This window comes from Sinorhizobium terangae (assembly GCF_029714365.1).
Classification (GTDB): domain Bacteria; phylum Pseudomonadota; class Alphaproteobacteria; order Rhizobiales; family Rhizobiaceae; genus Sinorhizobium; species Sinorhizobium terangae.
Genome location: NZ_CP121659.1, coordinates 2,031,772 through 2,055,562, shown reverse-complemented (window position 1 = coordinate 2,055,562; position 23,791 = coordinate 2,031,772). Strand labels below are relative to the sequence as shown.

The window sequence follows — 23,791 nt, the reverse complement described above, 5'->3', positions numbered from 1 at the left end:
GTAGATTCACGGACATTCGTTCTGCAAGGCGAACGGGAGCAAAAGATATGGCATTGCGTATAGTTTCGCTGAACGCATGGGGCGCCCGGGTGCATGCGCCGCTGATCCGCTATCTCGCCGAGATCGACCCGGATGTGCTCTGCCTGCAGGAGGTGACGCGCACGGCCGCCTCGCGCGCCAACTGGCTGGTCTACCGCGACCGCGGGCTCGAATTGCCGCAGCGCGCCAATCTCTTCGACGAGATCGCCGCCGTGCTTCCGGGACATGACGGTTTCTTTTGCCCGACGGCGAGGGGCGAGCTCTTAGACGGCGAAGACGTGGCTCCGAGTTTGGACTGGCCACCTTCGTCCGCAAGTCGTTGCCGGTCATCGGCCAGGCGCTCGACTTCGTTCATGGAAGCTTTTCGGCCGACGGTTGGGGCGCGCATCCGCGGGCGCGAAACGCTCACTGCCTGCGGCTGATGAGCTACGCGGACAGCTTCACCATCACCATCGCTCATATGCATGGCCTGCGCGACCTTGCCGGCAAAGAGGACACGCCGGCGCGCCGGGCGCAGGTGGAGGCGCTGGTGAGCCTGGTGGAGCGGGTGCGGCGCGACAACGAGCGGCTGATCGTCTGCGGCGACTTCAATGTCCTGCCGGGAAGCGAGACTTTCGAGGTGCTGGGGAAGCTCTGGCTTACCGATCTCGTGACATCACGCGGCTTCACGGATACTCGGACCTCCTATTACGAAAAGGAGAACCGCTTCGCCGATTACATGCTGGTGACGCCGGAGGTGAAGGTCAACCGCTTCGACGTGGTCGAGGAGCCGGAAGTTTCCGACCACCGGGCGCTGCTCGTCGAGGTGGGGTAGGCGAGCGGCGGGCACCGTGCGTCCTTCCTGGCGCGCAAAAGGGCAATGCAACACGTTGAATTCAAGCGATCACGCAGCGGCAGCCGACCGGATCTCCACCGGGACGCCCTGTTTGAGCGTGTTGGCGACCATGCAGATCGCCTTGGCGCGATCAATGATCGCCTGCGGATCGGAGCCGTCGAGCGTTTCGCAGCTGACCGACATGGCCGCGGCCGTCGTCAGCAGCGGCTCGCCTTCGAGCTCCACCGTGACGGTGACGGCGATCTTGCCGAGGGCGACGCCCATCTGGTGCGCGGCGTAACGAAGATCGTTGCAGAAGCAGCCGCCAAGCGCCAGCGCCAGCAACTGCGCGCCATTGAAGCCGAGCCCCCGGCCGCCCGCCTTGCCCTCCGGCCGGTCGACCACGACGGTGTGGCTTCCGGCCCAGCCGATCGCCGCCTCCGTGCCTTCGACATTGCGCAATTCAACCGTCATCGACGCCATTTCTTGCTCCTCCAGAACGCCGGCCTGATGAGCGCAGTTTAGAACGGGACGGGGGATAAGCGTGAGCGGTTTTGCGCAGCCGAGGCGCCGCACCGACGAGAGGAAAGGGGCGGACGGCGTCGTCCACGCGAGCTGCACCACCGGTTTCGCCGCCTCACTGTGAGCCGTTGAAGAATTTCCCAAAAATTTTGCAAAGGGTGCTGGACAAGCCGGGCGAACGCCATTATACGCCCCACCAGACCGCAGCGACGCGGTTCTGGACGGGTGATTAGCTCAGTTGGTAGAGCAGCTGACTCTTAATCAGCGGGTCCACGGTTCGAGCCCGTGATCACCCACCAGCTACTTTCATGTTTTTGTTTCTCGCATTCCTGTAAGCTGCCGGTTTCCAACAAATTGGAAACGGTTTTCAATTCACGTTCCGTTCTTGTCCCTGAAAGCAGCCGGCTCGGTCTCGCTCCAGCGGGGTTCCATGAGCTCCATCGGATGCGACGGCATATTCTTCAGTTGGGTAAGCCGCTCGCAACGTGTACTTCTCGCGGCGCTTCTGCCACCCACGGGTTATCGCTGCGTCAACCTGAAGGTAGTATCATCTGCGGACCCATAGGGGCGGCGCAAGCTTCTTGGATCAGCATCGGCCGCTCTTCAGTACTGGGGAGGAACAGGTCATGGCGAATCTGATCGGTGGCATCGGGCCTTATCCCGGGCTCGACAATGACATCTTCGGGACGAACGATCCGGACATCATCTTCGGAGACCCCTTCACGACGGGTAATACATTTGGTGTCCTCGAGATCGGCGGCGCCCTGTCCTCGGGGCAAGGCGGCAGCGACCGCCTTTTCGGCCGCGGCGGTGACGACACCATCTTCGGCGACGCCTGGGCGATAACCGACCTGGGTCGCGGCGGCGACGACCGGCTCGACGGGGGCAATGGGATCGACACGCTCTACGGTGATGCCTTCTCGATTGATTCTTTCGGCGCCGAGGGCGGGAATGATCGGCTCGACGGGGGCAGAGGGAACGACATACTCTATGGCGATGCCTTCGAAATGGCTTCCGGGCGCGGGGGCAACGACAGGCTGGATGGCGGCGCTGGAGACGATACCCTGTCTGGTGACGCACACGCCACAGAGGACTTTTTCTTCGGCGGGGACGACCGGCTTGAAGGCGGCAACGGGAAGGACACACTCTACGGCGATAGCGTCACGACGCTGTTTTTGAGCAGCGGCTTCGGCGGCGACGACCAGCTCTACGGCGGCTCGGACGATGATATCCTCTACGGCGATTTTATCGGCGAGCGCGGCGCCAGCGGCGGCAACGACCTGCTCGACGGAGGCACGGGTGACGACGTCCTCTATGGCGATGTGGAGAGCGCCGTGGATACCGACGGTGGAACCGACACCCTGATCGGCGGCCGTGGCAACGATCAGCTCTGGGGCGATGGCGTGCTTGGCTCTAGTTTTCCTGGCCCCTTCCCCGACTTGACGGGTGCCGACCAATTCCTGTTTGCCCGCTACAGCGGGCGGGACCAGATCTTCGATTTCGGGATCGACAAGGATGTCATTCAGATCTCGGGCTATGGATACACGAGTTTCGCCGACCTGTTGCCCAACATCAGCGACGATGCCAATGGGAATGCCGTTCTGCATCTGAATGGCACGGTCGACCAGGTCACCCTGCTCGGCGTGCAGACGGACGAACTCAGCGCTGACAACTTCATCTTCTCGAATGCGGGCTTCGCGCTCGTTTGACTGAGGGAAGCCTGAAGAAGCTCTCACGTCGGCCGCCGACTCTGCGGCTATCTCTGCGCGAGCAGCGAGCCATCGACCGTGCCCGGCGCTGCTGCGGCGAGGAAAGGCGGCGGGCGGCGACCGACAATCCGAGCGCCTCGGCTTTTTTCCTGCCAACGGCAGTTTCGCTAAGTCCTGGTGACTTAAGGAAACATGCAGCAAATCAAAGCGCTGCAGCGTCCTTTGCGCGATAATCGCGCTGTGTGTAGGACTTTAGTCCCATATGGAAATGGGCCATAAGTCTTAGCCCAATTTGGCTTTATCCCATTGAGCGCGCTGGGTAATCCTTGACTGCAACCTGTGCTGTGAGACCATTCAACCTTCTGGTTGTAGTGCGTAGGGTAGGGGGACAATGAACTTCGACGATGACGTTGAACTGGCGCTCGCTCTGGCCTGCGAAGAACTCCAGATGACCCGAGACGAGATAATCCGGCTCATCCTTCGTGAGTGGCTGGAGCAGTACGGCTTTCTGTCCGTCCATGAGTTGGACGAAGGGAACGGCGACGGAAGGGGGTAGTGCATAGTATGAGTCTCTTCCGTCGCCGACGAGGTGCAATGACATCCCGGGATCATGCCGAACCATCTCCGCGCGTTCGTTGCAGATCGCGCTGGCCTGGACAGCTTCTGCCAGGTTGAGGGGCCGAAGGCCGCCACCGAGACAACTACGAGGCTAAGAGCCTTCACCCTCGCGAGTGAACACCAGCCATCGCCGTTCGTAAATCAGCGGCAGCGGGAGCAATAGTCAAAGTTGCGGTTTGATCGTCAGCAGCCCGATGCGGATGCCCGCTAGCACGGGACGATCGAAGCGACCGGCCCACCAGGAAGAGTGTCGACGCGAGGCATGGTGCGCGCGACATGTGCTGCAGTCTGCGACGATGTGCGCATGAACAGAGGCCCAAAAGTCCGCGAACCTTACGGCGACGCGCCGCAGTTGTTTAATTGCGCGTCCGGGTGGCGGTCTAAATTGAACGGACTAGTCGCCGATCGCCACTGTGCTATCCTCGGTAGTGAGGTAGGGCACAAGATGAATATCGCACGTGGCCTCTTTCGACTGTGGTTGATCGTCTCTGCGCTTTGGGTGCTGACACTGGTCGTCTACGTTGAAGTCGAAGGACGGCGGCGAGACGTGACGGATGGAGGCTCCATCTTCGTCAAGGGCTGGGCAGTGGTCACCGACGGGTGGAAAGCCGAGAAAGAGGCAGCATCCATAAGGGAAAAGGCCGCGACACCCGGAAGTGCGAGCATTGTCGTTCCAGACGAAATCAACAGCCGACTTCAAGCCGGCAGGCGAGTAGAAAACGCGGCTTTGTTTTTCGGCGGCATGCTGCTGGGGCCGCCGCTTATCCTGCTTGTGCTGGGGGCCTGGGTGATCCGCGGTTAGGGTAAGGTGTCGCGGCCGCCTGGACGCGCCATTTTCAACTTTATTCTAATCGGGCAAGATCCAATTCGGCTTGTTGCCGCAGTTGCTCAACTGTTATTGCCTCACAAACGCCACTTTACTAGGGTCCACGCGCGGCCACGTGGCAAAGGGGCAATCATGTCGATCAAGGCGATAGACCATTCCGGTTTCCAGGAGACGGTCTCCGTTGTCCCGGCGGGAGAGGCTCCCAAGAAGATGGGGTCATCCTTTTTCCGGGGTAGCGCCAGCAACTTCAATCCATACGGCTCCGACCACATGAAGGACGACTTTGCGTCGCGCTTCCTGCTTAAGGGCTGGACCCCGGACAAGCCGTTCATCTCTCCCACGACGAACGTTACTGCCTTCGGTTCGTGCTTTGCCGAGAACATCAGCAAGCATTTAGCGAAGCTGGGATTCGATGTATCAAAGAACCGCGATCGAGACATCTACATCTCGTCGATGGGCGAGGGCCTGGTCAATGTCCACTCGATCGTCCAGCAGTTCCGTTGGGCGCTCGAGGGTATAGCGCCGCCGACAAATCTCTGGCATGGCTACAAGGCCGAAGAGTTCGACCTGACGGAAGAGATCCGGACGCGCACCCGGGACGTGTTCCTGAAGACGGACGTCTTCATTCTGACGTTCGGCCTGTCGGAAATCTGGTACGACGAGTTGACGGGCGGCGTCTTCTGGCGTGCCGTTCCGATGAAGCACTACGATCCCAGCCGGCACAAGTTCCGCGTTTGCACCTTCGCCGAGACGAAGGCCTGCATCCAGGAGATCATCGAGCTCATCGGAAAACACGTGCCCCAGGCGAAGATCGTCGTCACCGTCTCGCCGATTCCGTTGATCGCGACATTCCGGCCCATCGCCTGCCTGACGGCCAACTCGGCATCCAAGGCGATCATTCGGGCCGCCATCGACGAGACGATCCGCGAGCGCAGCGATGCATGGGCAGGGCGCCTTTATTACTTCCCCGCCTACGAGATCGTGACCGAGGCGTTTCCGAACCGTTTCGTCGAAGACGGCAGGCACCTGCAGAACATGATCGTGCCCGCGGTGATGAATTTGTTTCAGGCAACCTTTTGCAACACCGACCTCACGATCGAGCAGGCCGAGACCATGCTGAAGATCGCGCGGCTGCAGTCGGCCAATACTCTGGACGACCATGCGCTATTTTCACAGGCAAGGTTTGGCCCGAGGTTCGGCGCGATGGTCAGGCGTCTTGTCGGGCGCAAGAGGGCGGCTAAGTCTCGCTAAAGAGCGGCGTCCTGTGCTGGGGCGTACGGAGTTTGCTTAGCGCATCGGCCCGAAAATCGGACCCGATTTTCGGAAAGCACGATGCGTGGAATCAAAGAGTTACAGCGTCCTTTGTGCGTCCTAAAGGACGCACGGCGCTGTAGCTATCGCCACAAACGCGAAAGCGCGCTTGTTTGGGCCAAGCGCGCTCGAGGCGAACGATCTACCGAAGGGGTGCCGGCACCCTCGATCGAACGGCCAAATATAGCACCGAAACGTGAGACGAACAACGCGTCGGGCCGCCTGAAGGGATGCGCGGGCCTCTGAAGCGCGGTGCTTATTTTGAGTTACATAGCCCGCGCGCTGTTGCATATTTGCGTCGATGACGAATTACGCACCCGTTTTCTCAGGAAGATCGGGCCTGGGCGGCAGAAAATTGTCCATATTGGCGACTAGCCGCGCGTTTCAGATTTAGTGAAACGTAATATAGGCAACCTGATGCGCGGATACCTGATCCTCTCCGAAGCAAGAAGCGGCTCCAGTTGGCTGAGTACTCTCCTCGGCAATTCCGGCGAAATGGGATTGCCGGCCGAGTGGCTCGCTCCAAAGGCCCATCAGTTGGACGCGAAGACCCTGCCTTTCGAGGCGTTCTTCGCGGAAATCATCAGGAAATGCTCCACCGCAAACGGGGCGTTCGGCATGAAGATCTTTCCGAACCAGCTGTTCGTGACCCAGGAGCGCTACGGCCGGGACTTCATCCGCCATTGCCTCGCCGAGCATGAGACAGCGCTGGTCTTCCTGAGGCGCAGGGATACGCTGAGACAGGCGATTTCCTTTGCGCGGGCGCGTCAGACGCGCGCCTTTGCCGCCCACCACGGAGCAAAGGCGGAGCCGCGCTATGACTTCGAACAGATCGCCCGCTGCTTCTTCTATATCCGGGAAAGCTACAACTTCTGGCAGACCTACCTGGACCTCTTGGCTGTGCCCTTTACCGAATTTGCCTACGAGGATCTTGCCGGCGACCCGCACCCTTTCATCGCGCATGTCGCGGAACATCTTGGGGTTGGCATCCCGGCAAGGATCGAAACCAGGATGGCCGTTCAGCGTGATGGCATGACGGAGGAATGGATCGCGCGCTTCAACGACGATTGCCGGTCGGGAGACCTGCTCAGGGCCTACGACCGTCGCGAACACATTCCGGGCAAGATGCGCAACTTCGCGAAACTGGCGACCGGCAAGCTCGAACCGCGCTATCCTTTCGCGTTTTAGCTGCTGGTGCGCGGTGAGGAAGTCACCGGCTGCCGAGTTGAATTCCGGTGATGATCCCGATAAACGCAGCTATCGTAGCGGCACCTGGAGCGGATCTTGAAGGACCTTCACTACCCCTTTCGTCTTTTCGACCATGAAAACGGGCGGGGTCAACGAAGCCTTCTCGACCGGATCGTGACGAGGTACGAAACCTTCAAGCTGGCGGCGCGCGAGCGCAAGCGGGAGCGCACCATCGACATGACATGTCTGAACGAGGGCGGTGCGCGGCCGCTCGGTCGAGACGACATTCCGGTCGTCTTCAACACCCACAACGATCAGAAGCTCATGCCGTCTTTTCTCGCGCACTACAGAAGGCTCGGCGTCTCGCGCTTCATCTGCGTCGACGACGTTTCCTCGGACGGCACGCGCGAATATCTCAGCTCGCAGCCGGATGTGGATGTCTGGACGTCTCCGCTGCGCTACCGGGACGCCCGGCGCGGGCGCGAATGGCGCCAGACGCTGTTCGAGCGCTACGGCAAGGACCGTTGGTATCTCAACGTCGACTCGGACGAATTCCTGATCTACGACGATTGCGAACGCCAGCCGCTTCGCAATCTCATCCGGGCGCTCGAAGCGCGCGGCGAAAAGCGCCTCGCGGCCCCCATGCTCGACATGTACCCGATCGGCCCGCTTGGTTCGGCAACGCTCGACGGAACGGATGCGCGGATGCCCTGGGAGATCGCCGATCACTTCGACGGCGCAGGGTACGAGATCACCTACACCAAGCGTGCGATCAGCATTACCGGCGGACCTCGCAAGCGGAAGTTCGCGCATGTGCTGGAACTCATGAAATATCCGCTGATCTTCTGGGACAGGGACTGCAACCTGGGTGTCAGCATTCACCAGCCGCTTCCGTGCGAGCGGAATTTTCCGGCGATCTCCGGCGTGCTGCTGCACTTCAAGTTCTTCTCCGACTACAAGGAGAAGATCGAGCACGCGGTGACGGACGGACAATATTTCGCCGGCGCCGCCGCCTATCGTAAGATGCTGGACGATTTGCAGCGCTCCGGCGAATTCGACTTCCAGAGCCCGGACTCCGTGCGGTTTTCCGGCTCGAAGCAGTTACGTGAACTGGGCTTCATTGCGCCTGTCGCGTTCACGCCGGACTGAAACAGGTGTGCAACGCTGCGCGAAGAGCAGCCGAACCCGGGCGCATCTCCATCTGCGCCGACGATAAAGTTTGAGCCTTCTCGCGCCGCAGACGCGGCGCGGCAGGATTCCTGTGACAGGCACAGGAATGAGGTGCGCATACGTCAGCGCCGGCGGCCCGGAACCGCCGCGAGCGCTTTTGCCCTGCCGTGTGGTTGCGATCGTATCGCCATACCGACATCGAACTCGGCCTTGACTGCCTTCGATGACCGCCGGACTGTCGAAACAAGCGAGCGCCTGCGCGACGTAGGTTTTGACCTCATCTGAATATTTCGGATTGGCCATCTCTCTATAAAGGCTCCATCAAGGTATGCTCTTTGCGGTCGCGTGCAACGATGATGGAGGCACAAGTGGACGACCGTGAAATAGAGCGCCGTGCAAAGAAGCTCTGGGAGCTAGAGAACCCAGGGCGGCCGTGGCAGCCTATCGCGCACCGGATTGAGACGGGGCAAGACCTCTCCACGGGAGCAAACGAAGAGGACCGAGAGCGTTACCGGCAGCGCGTTCGCGATGGTGAATGATCGGGACTAGGCGACCCCAAGTTGGCAGGTGCCGCACGCATGTGCGATCTGCGCTTTGGCGATCTCTGGTGGCCGGTTTGCAGCGTCGACGATTGCACGGACGCCTGCGGCATCTGCCCCGTAGCAACAACGACGCCCACGAACTCTTCGACATCCTGACCGCGGATGACGAACACCGGGCGGCCTGTCGATCGGCTGAACTTGGGAGCGCCGGATGCATCCGTCTCTTGTGCAGCGTGGTAGAGCTCGTGCTCGACCAGCGCCATGAACTCGGCGTTTACGCAGAGAACGCTTTTTACGATTCGAACCTGCTTAGGGGGCGCAGCCCACTTGCACGCTTTTAACGCTGCCGGCCACACCCGTAAGGGCCGATCCAGGCGCTGGTTGCAGGCCGGGAATGAGCCACGCGGCTTACTGTCTCCAATGAAGATCGTCTCTGATATGATCTGATAACCTTTAGCGCGCCTTGCCTTTGCCCAGCGGCTGGGCGAACTTCCCATCTCGGGCATTCTTCAGGACTGGCATTCGATACCTATGAGCAAAACCGTTTTAGACAATTTGACCGGCATGTACTTCACCCTCGACGCTCCCGATGGAACCTATGGGACAGGCCAGGTAATTCGCCTTGCTGCCGAGGGCGTCTATTTCGTCCGCTTCGACGGCAACGAGGTGACCTTACCGCTGGAGCTCGTGACCGTTGGCGAGATGCTGGAAACGACTGAGGAGGAGTACAAGCTCTGGCGGTTCTTCGACACGATCGAAGAAAGGGATAAGTGGATCGAGTGGCTAGATGCGCCGTCTAAGCCACGGGTCGTGTCGCTTGTGAAACCAACTAAGTAACACCTTCGAACCTGTGACCTCCAGCTTATGAGTCTGGACAGCTACCGGGCTGCTCTACGCCGACGAAAGGTGCCTTGCCCAAGGGCTGCTCAAATCCACCCATGGCGACGCCGACCGTCGGCACAAAACGTCGGTCATTCAGTGGCATCTGCCCAGAGCGAGGCGGGCTCGTGAAACTGAAGGCGACCACCCTACCGCATAGACGGCGGTCATCGGGTGGTCACCTGCGCTCTCGCGTCTTACTTAGCTCGGTCAACGCGAAATACGCGAGAGATGCGACAAAGCCAATTGCTCCCGCAAAAAGCGCAACGACACCACCGAACCACGCTGCGATCACTATTGCGAATCCGTAGACCGCGGTGGTGGTGGTGATAATTTTGAATGCGAGTTTCGAGTCACCAGTTGGCAGCATGCCAACAACTTAGCAACCATTGCGCTCGTTGCTAGCTCCCGGCTGAGCCACGCAGCGTACGAACCTGAGGATGCGTCGGCTTTCCGGCAGGCGATCGTCGGCGGCCGCCATGCGGTGATAGCCGCGGGCGGCGCGGATTCCGTACAAACGTGATCTCTTTATGCTTTTCCCCACTTCGTAATGCGATGGCCTGCAAGTGCCCTGGATTGGTGGTGTTGGCAGTATTTCCCGGCAGCCTTGGCAGCACAGAAAAGGTAAGGGCCGCCGTTGTTGAGGGGCCACTTGCATTCGCCAGGGAGCAAATCCTCTAGATGCTTGGCATATGGCAAACGCTTCACATCGTAATCGGAGACCGGGATTGGTTCTCCCTCGTGCGGCGTGTACAGCTTGCGCGTTTCGACCTTCCTCGGAGCCGGTAGAGGCCTTTTGGGCCTGGTACTCCTAGATCGTTGTTTCTCCGGGAAAAACGCGCGATTTCGAAATGCGATCCCAACGATCACGTTTCGGCTGACACCCAAACGCGAACCGTGAGCGTGAACACTCCCGGCGATTTCTTGTCTCCGCTATGACAACACGCTCCGTCATCCCTGCGGCAGCCGCAACCGCAAGCGCGGGGTCATCCTTCGCGGCTCTGACTCAACCGCATGGCATCAACGGAACGGAAAGGACCGCAACAGGCGATCAATCGTCTCCGCGGATGGAACGGCGGGCGCGTTGCCGGCCACCGTGCCAGCCGCCAGCAGGCTATCGAAATCGACCGGACCGGGGAGGGGCGCGCCGCGGAAGCTGAAGTAATCGGCAAACTTGAATCCGTCGCCCTTTATCTTGCCGTGGGGCTCCATCCAGATCGAGGGCACGCCATAGGCGTCGGCGACGATGAGGCCGTGGAGACTGCTGGATATCACCAGTTCACTGGCGGAAATCGCCTCGCAAATTTTCCGCGGGTCTCCGAGAAGATTGAGAACCCTCCAGTGCCTGGGCAGGGAGGTTCCGTAGCGCTCCAGAAAGGTCTGGTAGGTGACGAAGTGCGGGATGACCACAACTTCCGACGTGGCGACAACCTTCTTGGGCCAGATCAGCGGCAGCAGGATCGCCGGATCCCCGAGCGCAATGTCGCGGTCGGGCGCGACTCTTGCCTTCGACAATTCGCCGCGAACCGCGTCAAAGACGAGGCGCTGTGGCCAGAGCGCCGGCGTTCCGCTGTTCATGAAGCCGGAACCCCAAACGTGCAGTGTCCGCCAGGGGCGCTTGCGCCAGAACACGTATTTCTTGCGGCTGTAGCGATAGTAGGCGTCGATGATGCTGCCGACACCGATGAGTTCCGCCCGGGCGGGTTCGACATAGGTCGGCTCGACGGAAAACACGTCCTGGAGGATATCAGCCATCAGATTGTCGCCGAAGTTTTCGGTGGTCTTGCCGAAGCTCTCGCCGACGGTGGCGGAGAAGACTTTCACTTTGCGCACGCGCGGACTCCTGTGAAGCCTGCTCATCAGGCCTGCTGGGAAGCATCATTGACGATCGCTTGCGAACGCCGCATCCATCGCGTCATTCGCAGCATCGTGGTCATCTACCGGACCTGAGGCGTCGCGCGTGTTTTCAGGTACGCAAGGTCGCCGCAGCACTGCGCACTGCTGTATGATTTTGTCCTTAAATTGGCCTACTGCATGTTTGCTTAGATCGTACTCGATTTAAGGGTAAAAACATGCAGCACTTCACAGTGCCACAGCGTCCTTTGCGCGTCTTACAGGACGCGCGGCGCTGTAGAGATCACGCAGTGATTCATTTGAAAGTCCTAATCAAGTCGTGAAATACCCGAATCCTGATCCGAGAGGAAGGCGGCGGTCGACGGCTTGTGTCAGGGCGCACGATACTGCCGAAAGCTCACAACGGCGGCAAGGCAGGGAAATCGGCCCGCAGCCCTTAAACTTGGTCCGGGCAATCGCTATATGGCTTACTGCGGCCCGTGCGTCTGAAGACGCACAAAGGTCGCTGCAGCACTTTAAACTGGTGCATGGCTCTCTTTCAAACCGGATTGAAGAACCATGCACGGGCCGGGATCCGGCCGGAGGAAACAACGGGAATGGATGGCATGCAGCGTTTTGGACGAGTTCTGGCGATGGTCGCGGTTGGCCTAACAGTCATGCTGACGGTGGTCGACGTGGCCGAGGCACGGCGCGCCGGCGGCGGTTTCGGCTCGCGCGGCAGCCGCACCTTTTCCACCGCGCCGATCACGCGCACGGCGCCGACCAATGCCGCGCCGATCGAGCGGTCGATGACGCCGCGGCCGAATTCGGCGACCAATCCCGCGACCAACCCCGCGGCGCAGAACGGAATGGCCGGCCGGCGGCCTGGCTTCTTCAACGGCTTCGGCGGCTCGATGCTCGGCGGTCTGATGATGGGCGGCCTGATCGGCATGCTGCTCGGCCACGGCCTTGGCGGTGGCGTCGGCTTCCTCGGCCTCCTGCTGCAGGTGGGCCTGATCATCGGCGCGATCATGCTGGCGATGCGGTTCTTCCGCGGTAGCCAGCAGCCAGCCTATTCGGGTGCGGGCGCTTCGGCCCGTTCGTCGGCTGCCGCCTCGTCAGGAGGGCCGTCCTTCCGCATTCCAAACATCGGCGAGGGAATGGGCAGGGGGGCGACCTACGGGCAGGCTGCGACTGCGCCTTCCGTTTCCGCGACTTCTTCCGCCGCAGCCGCAGGCGAAACCGACGAAATCGGCGTCACCCAGCGCGACCTCGACCGCTTCGAGGCAATGCTGAAGGAGGTGCAGGCGGCTTACGGTGCCGAGGACTATGCGGCCCTGCGGCGGCTGACCACGCCGGAAGCTATGTCCTATCTCGCGGAGGAACTCAGCGAGAACGCGACGAGCGGGCTCAAGAACGAGGTTCGCGACGTCAATCTCGTGCAGGGCGATGTCGCCGAGGCCTGGCGCGAGAACGGCATGGACTATGCGACCGTCGCGATGCGCTACGAGAGCATCGATGTGATGCGCGACCGCTCGACCGGCCGCGTCGTCAGCGGCGACGCCGACAAGCTCACCGAGGCGGTCGAGCTCTGGACCTTCCTGCGCAAACCCGGCGCGGAATGGCAGGTCTCCGCCATCCAGGGCGTTCAGGCGTGAGGCCCGGCTTCTATTTGGAGTGATGCCCGATCTACGTCGCAGCCTCTCCGAGCGCCCCAGGATCTGCCCCCCTCTGCCCTGCCGGGCTGCCCGGCAGGGCAGAGGGGGTATTTCGCCATTGCTACCTGATCGGTAGCCGCGTGGCGCCATCATTCCCGATTTCGTGACCGCATATTCGCTTAAGCACGGCGCGGTTTGAGCGTAGAATTACGTGGGCGCTCGACGTGGCCTAACCGCTCAAGGTGTGCGCGCGGGCGCGCACGGTCTTGACGAAGACGATCATTGCGTGTCTGTTCTGACGGGCAATGATCGGTGTAACGCCTTGAATTGCTGGAAAATTCTTTTCGTTGCGGGCGTTGGAGCAAGGGGATGGACATCGCTGGTAAGAGGCTGAAAGGTTCGGCCGATCTGGTTTCGCGGACAGAAGGGGGACCGGACCATCCGACAGCCGCGGGGCGCACATCGTCGCTCTTGCTCGGTGTGGCGGCGCTCGTTCTCGCAATGGCGGCCTCACCGTTTACCGGCTATGCCCAAGGGGCAGCGGACTGCAAGAGTTCCGCCGGTCCGGAAACAAATTGGCAGGACTGCAACAAGCGGCTGCTCATGCTCGGCGGCAGCGACCTGGAGGGGAGCAATCTCACCAATACCGATTTCACGCTGACCGATCTCAGGGGGGTCACGCTTCGCTCCGCCAATCTCGAAAAGGCGACGCTGATGCGCGCCTCGCTCGCCGGCGCCATCGCGGACAAGGCGAATTTCAGCCGGGTAGAGGCCTATCGCGGCAATTTTTCCGACATTTCCGCCGAGGGCGCTTCCTTCGTGGGCTCCGAACTGCAGCGCACGGATTTCAGCCGCGCGCGCCTGACAGGCGCCGATTTCGAGAAGGCCGAACTGGGGCGCGCAAACTTCAATAAAGCGGTGCTGACGGGCGTCCGCTTTTCGATGGCCAATCTCTCGCGCGCCAATCTAAGCGGCGCGGTCTTCGAGGGTCCGATCGAGTTCGACCGCGCGTTCCTGTTCCTGACGAGGATAGAAGGCCTCGACCTTTCGGCCGCGACCGGGCTCGAACAGGAGCAGGTCGACCTTGCCTGCGGCGACGCGGCGACGAAGCTGCCCGCCGGCCTTGTCGTCCCGTCCAAATGGCCGTGTCCGACCGACGACGACTGACGCACGGTTCGCCTGCGTTGGACGCGGTAGATGGGAATTATCCGCTGCGCGGAACGCTGCGCCGGTGGAGGCTGTCGGTTTGGACGGTTGTCCGGCCGCTGTTTGGCGCCGGGCTTTCCTCTTGTTCCGTCATCCCCGGGCTTGGCCCCGGGGTCAAGCCCGGGGATGACGGCGCGGTAGGCGGATTACGGAGAGTGACGGCGCGATGCCGTGAATCGCGATAGTGGAGCGGATCTGCCGGGATCCCTACGTGCTTCCTGAGATTTAAGCGTAAGATTCCGCCGTAAACCAACGTGGATTTCCATCGCGCGCCTATCGCGCCGCGCGCCTGCAGCGCGGCGCGTCGTCTCAAGACGCGCAAGGGATGCTGTCGCACTTTGAATTGCTGCATGTTTTTGTCGTTGAATAGGCTACGATCTAAGAAAACAGGCAGTAGGTAACCGCCATGATGAAACGCCGATGGCCGCTTGCTGTTGCTCTCTGCCTTCTCGGCAGGCCCGGGCTTGCGGAACCCGTTGCCGTCGATCTCGAACTCGTCATTGCGGTTGACGTCTCCTATTCGATGGAACCGGAGGAGTTGGGCGTGCAGCGGGCCGGCTATGTGGAGGCCTTCCGCAGTCCGGAGGTCATCACGGCGTTGCGTGGTGGACCACTTGGAAAGATTGCCGTGACCTATGTCGAATGGGGCGGCAAGGCGGTTCAGGTGATGCCGTGGACGCTGCTCTACGACGCCCGGACTGCGCGGGAATTCGCCGAGGCCTTGGAGCGCCAACCGATGCGACGCATCGGCTTCACCTCGATCTCGAACACGCTTGCGGTCGGTCGCACGCTTTTCCAGACAAGCCCGTTTCGCTCGAGCCGTCGCGTCATCGATATATCGGGCGACGGCCCCAACAATGCTGGGGCGCCGGCGCCGCTCGCGCGCAACAACACCGTTGCCCAGGGGATCACCATCGATGGCCTTCCCATCATGCTGCGGAGCGCGCCGGACACGGCGTCGATCCCGGATCTCGACGTCTATTACCGTGAGTGCGTCATCGGCGGCCCAGGTTCCTTTCTCCTGAAGGTGAAACACATCGACGAGTTTGCGGCAGCGATCCTCGCGAAGCTCGTCATCGAGATTTCCGGGTTGGAAGTGAGCCAGCAGGCAGAAACGAGGGTGAGCCCCATCCAGTATGGGCAACCCTACAATTGTTTCATCGGTGAAGAACTGCAGGAGCGCGCGATCGGCCGGTAGATTGCTCCAATGTTCACCTGAAGAAATGGAGCCAACCCTTTGAAGTTTCCTGTTCGGGCTGAAAGCCGCTTCACACTTTCCTCAAGCCGTGGCCCGCTTTATCCTCGCCTTGCCAGTTCGCCCCTGCGCTCCACGCAAGGCGACCAGCCGCGCGTGAAACCCATACCCATCGCGATCTGGGCCAGTGCCAACTGCTCGCGAAGATGCTTGCAGTCGGCGAGCAGGGTGCGGATCGTCGCCTCGGCGTCGCCGTCGTGCCAGGCGAGCGCGGCTGCGACCTCGTCCAGCCACTCGTCGAATTCCTCGATATCGGAATGCTCCGCGGCGGACATGAATTCTCCTTCTCCGTGGATGGTCGGAGTTCTCGCTTCGTTGGATTTCAGATTGGCGGTCGCATCGCCGATGGATGTTCTTATTATGTTCTAATTTGGGCAGGAGTCAATCGCGTTTTGCAACGGAAAACCTCCCACATTTTTCCTGGAGTTGCTCAGTTTAGCCGCTCGCCGAAGAACGCTTGCGGAAACAATGAGAACATCGGCTTCTTGCTGAGTTCGATCGCGGACCGGTTTTTCGAGCTGAGCCATCGCCGTACGGACTGTTGCGGCGGCTCGCCGGAGGCAACGGTGATCGACCGGCCCATGAGGTCGAGGCGGCGGCCGCGATAGCCGAGATCGGCCGGGTGCCGGCCGAAACGGGATGGGCCGAAGTCCACGCACCAGCGCTTCCGATGCGGAAAAGGCTTGGCAAGACCCGCCGCGAAAAAGGCCCAGACGTCGATGTCCTTGAGGCCGTTCACGCCGTCGAGATAATGCAGCGCACTGCCTTGGGCCAGCGCAATGAGGAGCAGGCGATCACGGTAAAGACAGGCGACCGGTGCGCGATCGAAGATGGCAGCGAGCGTGCGAAGCGCGACGGCGGCGATTTCTTCGAGGTCCGCGGGCGTGAGTCGTTCATAGGATCTTTCGCTGACCTTCTCCATCGTGAGTGCCCGCTCTCGTCGTACCACATTCAGGTGTCGCTGGACGACGATAGCCGCAAGGCCGGTGTTCTGCAAAATTGGTGGGGAGCGAGCCAGAGGCCGGATGCGAATCGCAGCCCCCCGGAAGCAGTTCGACCGGTCTCGCGAATTCTTTCCGGTGCGGACGCGCGGCACCAGGCGCCGCGGTTCCGCAAACGGAGTGCGCTACTCCGCTTCCCAGACCGAATTGGCGTCGCGGATGACTTTCTTGATCTTCTTTTCCTTTTGCCAGTCGCGGCCGATGTCTTTAATGACCGGGCGTTTCTCGGGCGAGAAGATATAGCTCTTCCTGTTGCGGACGTATTCTTCCAGCGCCGGGTTCACGCCGTAATAGAATTGTTTTTCGGGATCTCTCGCAGGATCCATGAGGCTCGCGCAGTCCCGCACGAATTGACCTCTGAGAAGCGACGGCGAGGTGGTGAAGATCGGGAAGGCGGTGAACTTCGGGATCTTGATGCCGAACAGCCGCACATATTCATTGCGCTTATGAAAATGGCCCTTCTTCGCGATGTCCCATTTCTGCTCGGCGGTGTGGAGCGACACTTGCGCGATGGCGGGATCCTCAAAGGCGGCGAAGACGTCCGGACCGATATCGGTGAGGGCGATCCAATCGTCCTCCAGGTGCAGCACGAAGTCTGCCCCGGTCGCCGACCAGAGCCGCCGGACGGCGCCGACGAAGCTCGGAATTTCCGGCTCGAAGACGATCGCCGCCGGAAACCGGCTGCGGATCAGCGCGAGGCAGGCGGCGTGGGCCGCCTCATCTCCGAAGATCGGATCGAGGTTCATGTAGACATTTTCGATCTCGAAGTGATCGAGCATCCGCGTCGACAGGCTTTCGAGCGTCGCGGCGAGCAGATCGGGGCGCCGGGCGGCGACGATGCAAACGTCAATTTTCGGCATAAATGCAGCCTTGCGTTGAGGCGGGCGGAGGCGTACACGGCTTCGCCGGCGGCGTGCGGTTGAGCAGGGGGCTGATCAAGCGCCGCTTATATAATCAGGTCAGCAAGGGCCTGCAACGGGGGAAAACATGGCTCGCGTAAGTATCGCAGTTCCTATCTACAACGGTGCCGAGACGATTTCCGAAAGCCTGAATTGCATTCGAAGCCAGAGCTTCGAAGATTTCGAAGTTGTCATCTGCGACAACGCCTCCACCGACGGCACCAGCGAGATCTGCGCCGAATTTGCGCGACAGGACAAGCGCTTTCGCCACGTTCGCAGCAATATCAACGTGCCGGTAATGGAAAATTTCAGGAAGGCGCTTAATCTCGGCGAAGCCGAATATTTCATGTGGCGAGCCGATGACGACCTGACGGACGAGAACCATCTCGAGGCGACGGTAAACGCGCTCGACCGGGAGAGCGACGCCCGGCTGGCAGTGACCCCGGTCCACCGGGTCAACACGTCGACGGGGCGGGAGGCCGATTATCCACTGCCGGTGAGTGAGGGCGCCGATCGCCTGTCACGGGCGAAGGCGACCTTGCTCGGTTGTCACCCGAGCTGGTTCTACGGCCTCTGGCGGCGCCAGGCCGTCGTCGAGGATATGGCGGTGCTCGGAGACTACCCCTATGCCTGGGCGGCGGATCACCTCACCACGATGCGGGCCATGATCAACGCAAAGGTGGCGTTCGCGCCTGAGGCGACTTTCACGCAAAGGATCATGCGTGAGGGAAACTATCATCTGCTGCCGGCGGAGCGTCTGGCGGCGCGGCGGAAATACGTCGAGATCGCGCGCCGCCTCATCGCCGAAACGGACTATACGGCCACGGAGAAGACCATCTTGAGAAAGGCGCTCGAGCAGCACGCGAACAAGCGCGTGGCGCCGTGGTTCCGGATGTACAAGCGGGCGCTCCGGCAGCGGATCAAGGCAATCTTCAGCGCGGCGTGATGTTTCGGCGGGGCGACGGACGTCGCACATGTCGGATAGCGGCGACGGTTGTCGCGGCGTGTCGATGGCGCACGCCAGTTTTTTTGATTGAGACCGGCATCGCCACTTGATCGATCGATGATTTATCCGTAGCGATGCCCTGCCGCTTTGCTCAGTGGGGATCAACACATCATGGAAATTTTTACGTCTGCCGGCTTGCTGGCGCTTCTGCAGGTTATTGTCATCGACCTGGTGCTTGCTGGGGATAACGCCGTCGTCATCGGCCTTGCCGCCGCCGGGCTTCCGATCGAGCAGCGCAAGAAGGCGATCCTTGTCGGCATTCTCGCCGCGACCGTTCTTCGCATCGCGCTTGCCAGCGTGACCGTCCAGCTGCTCGAGATCATCGGCCTTGTGCTCGCGGGTGGCATCCTGCTGCTCTGGGTCTGCTGGAAGATGTGGCGCGAACTGCGTGAAGCCCAAGGCAATGACGGAGCGGGCGAGGGAAACGGAGAGACGCAGAAGAAGACTTTCATGCAGGCGGCGATCCAGATCGTCGTCGCCGACGTATCCATGTCGCTCGACAACGTGCTTGCGGTTGCGGGCGCCGCCCGCGAGCACCCGACGGTGCTGGTGTTCGGCCTCATACTGTCGATCGCAATGATGGGCGTTGCCGCGGGCCTCATAGCCAAGCTGCTCAACCGCTACCACTGGATCGCCTATATCGGTCTGGCGATCATCCTCTATGTCGCGCTCGACATGATCTATCGCGGATCCCTCGAGGTCTGGCCGCACGTCGTGCCGGTCGTCGCGGCGATCGCGGGCTGATCTCGTTTCCGCTGACCTTCGCTTCCGGTGCTGGGCCGTTTCGCAGCCCAGCACTTCCGAAGAATAGTGCCGTAGGCCACGGCCTCCGGCGGGTGACGTCCGACGATGCGTCCAGCTATTCCTGCGCCCGCCTATCTCTAAACGGCGCCGTTGTGCGATCGACTGACCGCAGGGGCTTGTAGTCGCCCGCTCGTCCGATGACCGGTTCGGACCATGAAATTCCTCAGCCAAGAAAACGGGATCGGTGTCGGGAGACGCGCCGGTCGTTCGTCCTCTGCTTGCATGATTCCTCAATCGGGATTCGATTTGAGGATAAGATCATACGGTGTTCAAACTGCCACAGCGACCTTTGCGCGTCTCAAATCACGCGCGACGCTGTCGAGGAGAAACGCACAACGGGAGAGAGACCATGAGGACGATTATCGCCATTTCTCAAGTCATGCTGGACGGCGTCAAGCAATCACCCGGAGACTTCCAATGATCCCGACCATTACCGCCTTTGAACGGTCGCCCGATCGTGGCAAGGGGCTGGCGCGTGATATGCGTGTTCGCTGGGCGCTCGAAGAGGTGGGCCAGCCTTACGACGTTCGTCTTCTTTCGTTCAAGGCAATGAAGGAACCCGCGCATCTTGCGCTTCAACCTTTCGGGCAGATTCCGACCTACGAAGAAGGCGATCTCGCCCTGTTCGAGTCGGGGTCGATCGTGCTCCATATCGCGGAGCGCCATGCGGGCCTGCTGCCAGAGAATGCGAACGCCCGGGCGCGCGCGATCACATGGATGTTTGCCGCGCTCAACACGGTGGAGCCGCCGATCTTCGACCGCGCTCTCTGCACGATCCTCGAGCGCGACAAGCCTTGGTACGAGCAGCGCCTGCGGTACCTCGAGGACAGCATCCGCAACCGGCTGGGCAAGCTTTCCGATCGCCTTGGCGATGCCGAGTGGCTCGACGGCGGGTTCAGCGCCGGTGACCTGCTGATGGTGACGGTGCTGCTTAGGTTGAAGGGGTCGAGCATACTCGACGAGTATCCGAATCTCTCCGCCTATGTCGCCCGCGGCGAAGCGCGACCCGCATACAAGCGTGCTTTCGATGCTCAGTTGGCGGTTTTCACCGCCGCATCGACCGGCTGATAAAGGTGGAATCTTCCTGAGACGTGCGGCGCTGATATGAAAGGTCCCAGGGCGGTGCAAAGGGGGCGGGGCGCATCGCTCTGGGACCTCTCACGCCTACGGCGGCGGGGGGCTAGCCGTTGATTCCGCAGGCGTTTCTGTCCCGCACTATGCATCCGGAGAAATGCTCGGCAATGGGCATCAGACCTTTGTCACGCCGCATCGGACTTAGGTCTGATACATCGCGGTGGATGAATGCCCTAACCTTCTTGCAATGGAGTGAGGACTTCCGACCCAACCACTGCGCATCTTATTGCACCAAACCGTTCCGGGATGTCGGCAATGAAGAGATTCGCGTTTCTGGCAGCGCTCGCCGCGCCGGCCGTTGCTCTTGCCCTCGCCATAGCTGTTGTCAGTTGGCTGGAGCCGACGGCGGGCGTATCAAATGAGATCACGGCATCAACCGATCGGCAGATGCGCGTGCCGTGATCTCGACGACAAATCTTCTCGCGAGGCAGCCGCCGGGAGATACCGGAGACAGCCGGGGCCGTCGCGTCCCGATGGATTGGCGTCAGCCCGTTCATACCCGCGTGGAAAAGCTGCCGCTCGACATGCTCACAGACCTCTTCAAAGCTCGACCGGATCCAGGATATCCGCGGTGTCGTTTTTCGGCGACCCGACTTTCCTGTCGATCGCCCACATCACCATCAGCTCGGCCGGGAATGGTCTCATCAGGTCGTAAGGGTCCGGTTCGGGCGACAGCCAGCGTTCGTAATCCTCTGGGTGCAGGATCACCGGCATCCGGTCGTGGATCGCTGCCATCATGTCGTTTGGCGGGCAGGTGATCACGCAGAAGGTGCGGATATCCTCGTCCGTCTCGGGATTGCGCCAGGTCTCCCAGATACCGGCAAGCGCGAAGGGCTCGCCGGAACTCATGGCAATTGCGTAGGGCTGCTTGTCCTTGCCGGTGCTGTAGATGTCCTTCCATTCGAAAAAACCGTCGATCGGAATGAGGCAGCGGCGGTCCGCATAGGCACGCTTGAACATGCCGTTGGTTGCGATGCCTTCGCACCGCGCGTTGATCGGCGGACGGCCGGGTCTCTGTTGCTTCATCCAGCCGGCAACGAGGCCCCAGCGCGCGCTCACGAAGGTTGGCCCGAACACGTCCGGCTCGCGGATCACGTCGCGTATGATGATCGGGTAGTAGAGCGTTGGCGCGCCGTTATAACGGGGAAACTGGTTCGCCAGCGCTTCGGCGCCGCGCTCGCGCTGCGCAAAGGAAAAGGCGCGAAACAGCCCCTCCAGCGTGCTCTTGATATAGACGCGTCCACACATCCTCGATCCTCCGCTCGCCCGCCAAAGGGTAGTGCGGTAGTCCGGGCCGTCAACCGTCGCTTCTTCCGCGCGAGGTGCGCGACGGCGGACGCCGTCGTGCAGTTTGCTTTGTCGCCGTGGAAGCTGGGACGAGGGGGCGCTGGTTAATGATCCGCTCCCGTACGCCCGGTTCGCCGAGGTCCCAGTAGATTCCCGCCATCAGCGCCAGCCCCCCGCGGGCGATCAAGAGCGGAAGATGTTCGTTCGGTGCGTGCTGGGAGCATCCCGGATAGGAATGCGGGACCCATACGGTCGGGAGTTCAAGGATATCGGAGAAAATGTCGTTCGGCAGGATGGCGGGCTTCTTTCCGGTGGTGCGAACAATCGAGTCCCCCGTCCACCTGACCCATGGATGCCGGGGATCCAGCCGTGTCGCGCGAAAAACCGCGTCGCTCGACTGGGTGATCCGCACATGGGAAAAGCCATGGCGGTCGAAGTGCCGTCGGAATGCGTGCCCCAGCGCAGGCTTGCTCCCTATTCGCTGCCTCTCGGGATCAACCCCGCCACGATCCGGTCGGAAGTCCGCCCGCTGTCTGCCAGCCCTTTGGCGACGCCGGCCCTGTCCGCCGCGGGGCGGTTCTGGCTCATCTTTCTTTTGCCCTCGATCCGGGTGATCGGCATTCTGAGCCCGATGATGCCCTTGAGTTGTGTGTGGACGAATGCTTCGGGCGCATCCGTCACCGCCCATCGCTCCGGTCGCTCCTGTTCGTGGAGATTGGTGAGCCGCGTGACCACCCCGAGCAGGCGCTCGCTGTCGTCGTAGAACTCTACCGGTCCATAGGCGTGCACCGCCGCATAGTTCCATGTCGGGACGACCCTGCCGTGCTCGCGTTTCGATGCGTACCAGGAGGGGGTGATGTAGGCATCCGGCCCCATGAAGATCGCCATGGCGTCGCCGATCGGCGGGGTCCTCCATTGCGGATTGGCTTTGGCGAGATGGCCGTGGAGCGTCCCATGCTCGCCTTCGTCCGGATCGAGGAACAACGGCAAAGGCGTCGCCATCAGGCCATCGGCGGTGGCCGTCACGAAGTGGCAAAGCCGTGCCTCGCGCATCATCGCGTGGAGTGTGGCGCGATCGCCCTCTCTGAAGGCTGGTGGTGTGTACATCGAGCGTTGCTCCCTGTGTCCTCAGGCATGGTCATTTCGCGAACTTCCGTGCACCGGCGACGCAGAGGATGACCCCGACCGTCACTGCGAGCATCAGCAGGCTTACCTCTTCATGGAGCAATGTGGCGGCCAAGGCCAGTCCGAAAAACGGCTGCAGCAGCTGCAATTGCCCCACGGCCGCGATGCCGCCCTGGGCCAGTCCCCGGTACCAGAAGATAAAGCCGATCAGCATGCTGAACAGGGAAACATAGGCGAGACCGAGCCAGCCTGGCATGCCCACCTCCGCGAATGACGACGGCATCAGGGCGAGCGCGATCGCGAGCATGACGGGCAGCGACAGGACGAGCGCCCAGGAGATCACCTGCCAGCCGCCAAGGATGCGCGACAGTTTCGCGCCCTCGGCATAGCCGAGTCCGCAAGCGACGATGGCCGCCAGCATCAGGGCGTCGCCGACGGGCGAGGCCGTGAGGTCCTGCATAAGGGCAAAGCCGACGACGAGCAGGCTTCCCGCGACGGAAAACATCCAGAAAGCGGGACGAGGGCGCTCGCCGCCCCGAAGCACGCCGAAAGCCGCGGTTGCAAGCGGCAGCATGCCGACGAAGACGATCGAGTGCGCCGAGGTAACGTGCTGGAGCGCAAGCGCTGTCAGCAGCGGGAAGCCTACCACGACGCCGAGTGAGACGATTGCAAGGGAGAAGAGCTGGTCGGTGGTCGGCCGCTTCTCCCTGAAGGCAAGGAGCAGGCACAGGGCAAGCAGGCCAGCAATGCCGGCCCGGGCAACGGTCAGGAACACCGGATCGAAATCGAGCACGGCGGCACGTGTCGCGGGCAGCGAGCCGCTGAAGATCAGCACGCCGAGAAAGCCGTTGATCCATCCGCTGGTCGTCTTGTCCATAGCTTGGTCCTTTTTCTCGCCGGTACTCGGCCGAAGACTTTTTCGCGCGCTTATTTGAACGCGCAACGCTCTGGTGCCGCCAGAGACA

23 protein-coding genes, 1 tRNA gene and 2 pseudogenes are annotated in these 23,791 nt (G+C 61.4%); 16 read left to right on the top strand and 10 right to left on the bottom strand.

Annotated elements, in window-relative coordinates; translation table 11 throughout:
- The first annotated feature begins 47 nt into the window (after positions 1-47).
- A pseudogene (locus tag QA637_RS09855) lies at positions 48-853 on the top strand (endonuclease/exonuclease/phosphatase family protein).
- Between the two features lie 69 nt (positions 854-922).
- Here the strand turns inward: QA637_RS09855 and QA637_RS09850 are convergent.
- The gene (locus tag QA637_RS09850; protein WP_153436331.1) at positions 923-1,336 is read right to left on the bottom strand and encodes an OsmC family protein; all 414 of its coding nucleotides are present in this window, start codon (positions 1,334-1,336) and stop codon (positions 923-925) included.
- A 262-nt stretch (positions 1,337-1,598) separates the two neighbouring features.
- On the opposite strand from QA637_RS09850, the gene QA637_RS09845 reads away from it, so the two are divergent.
- From QA637_RS09845 to QA637_RS09815, 7 genes are all read left to right on the top strand, one after another.
- Positions 1,599-1,674 (top strand) — tRNA-Lys (locus QA637_RS09845).
- Positions 1,675-2,001: 327 nt separating this feature from the next.
- The gene (locus QA637_RS09840; RefSeq protein ID WP_153436330.1) at positions 2,002-3,084 is read left to right on the top strand and encodes a calcium-binding protein; all 1,083 of its coding nucleotides are present in this window, start codon (positions 2,002-2,004) and stop codon (positions 3,082-3,084) included.
- Between the two features lie 391 nt (positions 3,085-3,475).
- Complete coding sequence (locus QA637_RS09835; RefSeq protein ID WP_153436329.1) at positions 3,476-3,640, top strand: hypothetical protein; 165 nt, start codon at positions 3,476-3,478, stop codon at positions 3,638-3,640.
- Between the two features lie 507 nt (positions 3,641-4,147).
- Entirely contained in the window at positions 4,148-4,504 is a 357-nt protein-coding gene (locus tag QA637_RS09830; protein WP_153436328.1) for a hypothetical protein, read from the top strand.
- 156 nt (positions 4,505-4,660) lie between these two features.
- Positions 4,661-5,779, top strand: a complete 1,119-nt coding sequence (locus QA637_RS09825) for a GSCFA domain-containing protein (RefSeq protein ID WP_153436327.1) — start codon at positions 4,661-4,663, stop codon at positions 5,777-5,779.
- A 477-nt stretch (positions 5,780-6,256) separates the two neighbouring features.
- Positions 6,257-7,027 carry a Stf0 family sulfotransferase gene (locus QA637_RS09820; RefSeq protein WP_153439477.1) on the top strand — a complete coding sequence of 257 codons (771 nt, stop codon included), beginning with the start codon at positions 6,257-6,259 and terminating at the stop codon, positions 7,025-7,027.
- A gap of 171 nt (positions 7,028-7,198) precedes the next feature.
- Entirely contained in the window at positions 7,199-8,176 is a 978-nt protein-coding gene (locus tag QA637_RS09815) for a glycosyltransferase family 2 protein (RefSeq protein ID WP_184108565.1), read from the top strand.
- Between the two features lie 529 nt (positions 8,177-8,705).
- Here QA637_RS09815 and QA637_RS09810 read toward each other — a convergent pair.
- Positions 8,706-9,002, bottom strand: a complete 297-nt coding sequence (locus QA637_RS09810) for a putative metallopeptidase (protein ID WP_234886866.1) — start codon at positions 9,000-9,002, stop codon at positions 8,706-8,708.
- Positions 9,003-9,270: 268 nt separating this feature from the next.
- Between QA637_RS09810 and QA637_RS09805 the strand changes: the two genes are divergently transcribed.
- Complete coding sequence (locus QA637_RS09805) at positions 9,271-9,576, top strand: hypothetical protein (RefSeq protein WP_153439479.1); 306 nt, start codon at positions 9,271-9,273, stop codon at positions 9,574-9,576.
- 1,062 nt (positions 9,577-10,638) lie between these two features.
- On the opposite strand, the gene QA637_RS09800 is transcribed toward QA637_RS09805, so the two are convergent.
- A complete protein-coding gene (locus QA637_RS09800) occupies positions 10,639-11,451 on the bottom strand; it encodes a polysaccharide pyruvyl transferase family protein (RefSeq protein WP_167528223.1) in 813 nt (270 codons plus the stop codon).
- Between the two features lie 626 nt (positions 11,452-12,077).
- Between QA637_RS09800 and QA637_RS09795 the strand changes: the two genes are divergently transcribed.
- From QA637_RS09795 to QA637_RS09785, 3 genes are all read left to right on the top strand, one after another.
- Positions 12,078-13,109: a Tim44 domain-containing protein gene (locus QA637_RS09795; protein WP_153439541.1), complete on the top strand. Its 1,032-nt coding sequence runs from the start codon at positions 12,078-12,080 to the stop codon at positions 13,107-13,109.
- Between the two features lie 501 nt (positions 13,110-13,610).
- Positions 13,611-14,276 carry a pentapeptide repeat-containing protein gene (locus QA637_RS09790; RefSeq protein WP_153439542.1) on the top strand — a complete coding sequence of 222 codons (666 nt, stop codon included), beginning with the start codon at positions 13,611-13,613 and terminating at the stop codon, positions 14,274-14,276.
- 445 nt (positions 14,277-14,721) lie between these two features.
- Positions 14,722-15,513 (top strand): DUF1194 domain-containing protein, encoded by a 792-nt coding sequence (locus QA637_RS09785; RefSeq protein ID WP_234886867.1) that lies wholly within the window; start codon positions 14,722-14,724, stop codon positions 15,511-15,513.
- A 98-nt stretch (positions 15,514-15,611) separates the two neighbouring features.
- Here QA637_RS09785 and QA637_RS09780 read toward each other — a convergent pair whose 3' ends face one another.
- The 3 genes from QA637_RS09780 to QA637_RS09770 form a co-directional block, all read right to left on the bottom strand.
- Entirely contained in the window at positions 15,612-15,845 is a 234-nt protein-coding gene (locus tag QA637_RS09780) for a hypothetical protein (protein ID WP_153439482.1), read from the bottom strand.
- Positions 15,846-16,000: 155 nt separating this feature from the next.
- Positions 16,001-16,492, bottom strand: a complete 492-nt coding sequence (locus QA637_RS09775) for a hypothetical protein (RefSeq protein ID WP_153439484.1) — start codon at positions 16,490-16,492, stop codon at positions 16,001-16,003.
- A 204-nt stretch (positions 16,493-16,696) separates the two neighbouring features.
- Positions 16,697-17,431, bottom strand: coding sequence for a glycosyltransferase family 2 protein (locus QA637_RS09770; protein WP_234886868.1), 735 nt, complete (start codon positions 17,429-17,431; stop codon positions 16,697-16,699).
- Between the two features lie 127 nt (positions 17,432-17,558).
- Here QA637_RS09770 and QA637_RS09765 point away from each other — a divergent pair, with 127 nt between their 5' ends.
- The 4 genes from QA637_RS09765 (at position 17,559) to QA637_RS09750 (ending at position 20,816) form a co-directional block, all read left to right on the top strand.
- Positions 17,559-18,416, top strand: coding sequence for a glycosyltransferase family 2 protein (locus QA637_RS09765; RefSeq protein WP_153439486.1), 858 nt, complete (start codon positions 17,559-17,561; stop codon positions 18,414-18,416).
- 171 nt (positions 18,417-18,587) lie between these two features.
- Positions 18,588-19,220: a TerC family protein gene (locus QA637_RS09760; protein WP_153439490.1), complete on the top strand. Its 633-nt coding sequence runs from the start codon at positions 18,588-18,590 to the stop codon at positions 19,218-19,220.
- A gap of 477 nt (positions 19,221-19,697) precedes the next feature.
- On the top strand, positions 19,698-20,348 hold the full coding sequence (locus tag QA637_RS09755) for a glutathione S-transferase family protein (RefSeq protein ID WP_283061287.1): 651 nt from the start codon (positions 19,698-19,700) through the stop codon (positions 20,346-20,348).
- 321 nt (positions 20,349-20,669) lie between these two features.
- Complete coding sequence (locus QA637_RS09750) at positions 20,670-20,816, top strand: hypothetical protein (RefSeq protein WP_153439494.1); 147 nt, start codon at positions 20,670-20,672, stop codon at positions 20,814-20,816.
- A gap of 138 nt (positions 20,817-20,954) precedes the next feature.
- On the opposite strand, the gene QA637_RS09745 is transcribed toward QA637_RS09750, so the two are convergent.
- The 4 genes and pseudogenes from QA637_RS09745 to QA637_RS09730 form a co-directional block, all read right to left on the bottom strand.
- Positions 20,955-21,662 carry an SOS response-associated peptidase gene (locus QA637_RS09745; protein ID WP_153439496.1) on the bottom strand — a complete coding sequence of 236 codons (708 nt, stop codon included), beginning with the start codon at positions 21,660-21,662 and terminating at the stop codon, positions 20,955-20,957.
- A gap of 160 nt (positions 21,663-21,822) precedes the next feature.
- Positions 21,823-22,152 (bottom strand): annotated as a pseudogene (locus tag QA637_RS09740) (M20 peptidase family dipeptidase); the annotation flags it as partial.
- Between the two features lie 23 nt (positions 22,153-22,175).
- Positions 22,176-22,808 (bottom strand): FMN-binding negative transcriptional regulator, encoded by a 633-nt coding sequence (locus QA637_RS09735; protein WP_283061286.1) that lies wholly within the window; start codon positions 22,806-22,808, stop codon positions 22,176-22,178.
- A 31-nt stretch (positions 22,809-22,839) separates the two neighbouring features.
- Complete coding sequence (locus QA637_RS09730) at positions 22,840-23,703, bottom strand: DMT family transporter (RefSeq protein ID WP_153439498.1); 864 nt, start codon at positions 23,701-23,703, stop codon at positions 22,840-22,842.
- Positions 23,704-23,791: the final 88 nt, after the last annotated feature.

Bases quoted from the DNA above. Each gene is read 5' to 3' on its own strand.
- QA637_RS09835 (WP_153436329.1), top strand. From the start codon at position 3,476: ATGAACTTCGACGATGACGTTGAACTGGCGCTCGCTCTGGCCTGCGAA.
- QA637_RS09780 (WP_153439482.1), bottom strand. From the start codon at position 15,845: ATGTCCGCCGCGGAGCATTCCGATATCGAGGAATTCGACGAGTGGCTG.
- QA637_RS09820 (WP_153439477.1), top strand. From the start codon at position 6,257: ATGCGCGGATACCTGATCCTCTCCGAAGCAAGAAGCGGCTCCAGTTGG.
- QA637_RS09765 (WP_153439486.1), top strand. From the start codon at position 17,559: ATGGCTCGCGTAAGTATCGCAGTTCCTATCTACAACGGTGCCGAGACG.
- QA637_RS09825 (WP_153436327.1), top strand. From the start codon at position 4,661: ATGTCGATCAAGGCGATAGACCATTCCGGTTTCCAGGAGACGGTCTCC.
- QA637_RS09840 (WP_153436330.1), top strand. From the start codon at position 2,002: ATGGCGAATCTGATCGGTGGCATCGGGCCTTATCCCGGGCTCGACAAT.
- QA637_RS09730 (WP_153439498.1), bottom strand. From the start codon at position 23,703: ATGGACAAGACGACCAGCGGATGGATCAACGGCTTTCTCGGCGTGCTG.
- QA637_RS09830 (WP_153436328.1), top strand. From the start codon at position 4,148: ATGAATATCGCACGTGGCCTCTTTCGACTGTGGTTGATCGTCTCTGCG.
- QA637_RS09795 (WP_153439541.1), top strand. From the start codon at position 12,078: ATGCAGCGTTTTGGACGAGTTCTGGCGATGGTCGCGGTTGGCCTAACA.
- QA637_RS09790 (WP_153439542.1), top strand. From the start codon at position 13,611: ATGGCGGCCTCACCGTTTACCGGCTATGCCCAAGGGGCAGCGGACTGC.
- QA637_RS09775 (WP_153439484.1), bottom strand. From the start codon at position 16,492: ATGGAGAAGGTCAGCGAAAGATCCTATGAACGACTCACGCCCGCGGAC.
- QA637_RS09850 (WP_153436331.1), bottom strand. From the start codon at position 1,336: ATGGCGTCGATGACGGTTGAATTGCGCAATGTCGAAGGCACGGAGGCG.
- QA637_RS09785 (WP_234886867.1), top strand. From the start codon at position 14,722: ATGATGAAACGCCGATGGCCGCTTGCTGTTGCTCTCTGCCTTCTCGGC.
- QA637_RS09750 (WP_153439494.1), top strand. From the start codon at position 20,670: ATGAAGAGATTCGCGTTTCTGGCAGCGCTCGCCGCGCCGGCCGTTGCT.
- QA637_RS09810 (WP_234886866.1), bottom strand. From the start codon at position 9,002: ATGGCGCTGGTCGAGCACGAGCTCTACCACGCTGCACAAGAGACGGAT.
- QA637_RS09755 (WP_283061287.1), top strand. From the start codon at position 19,698: ATGATCCCGACCATTACCGCCTTTGAACGGTCGCCCGATCGTGGCAAG.
- QA637_RS09805 (WP_153439479.1), top strand. From the start codon at position 9,271: ATGAGCAAAACCGTTTTAGACAATTTGACCGGCATGTACTTCACCCTC.
- QA637_RS09745 (WP_153439496.1), bottom strand. From the start codon at position 21,662: ATGTGTGGACGCGTCTATATCAAGAGCACGCTGGAGGGGCTGTTTCGC.
- QA637_RS09735 (WP_283061286.1), bottom strand. From the start codon at position 22,808: ATGTACACACCACCAGCCTTCAGAGAGGGCGATCGCGCCACACTCCAC.
- QA637_RS09760 (WP_153439490.1), top strand. From the start codon at position 18,588: ATGGAAATTTTTACGTCTGCCGGCTTGCTGGCGCTTCTGCAGGTTATT.
- QA637_RS09770 (WP_234886868.1), bottom strand. From the start codon at position 17,431: ATGCCGAAAATTGACGTTTGCATCGTCGCCGCCCGGCGCCCCGATCTG.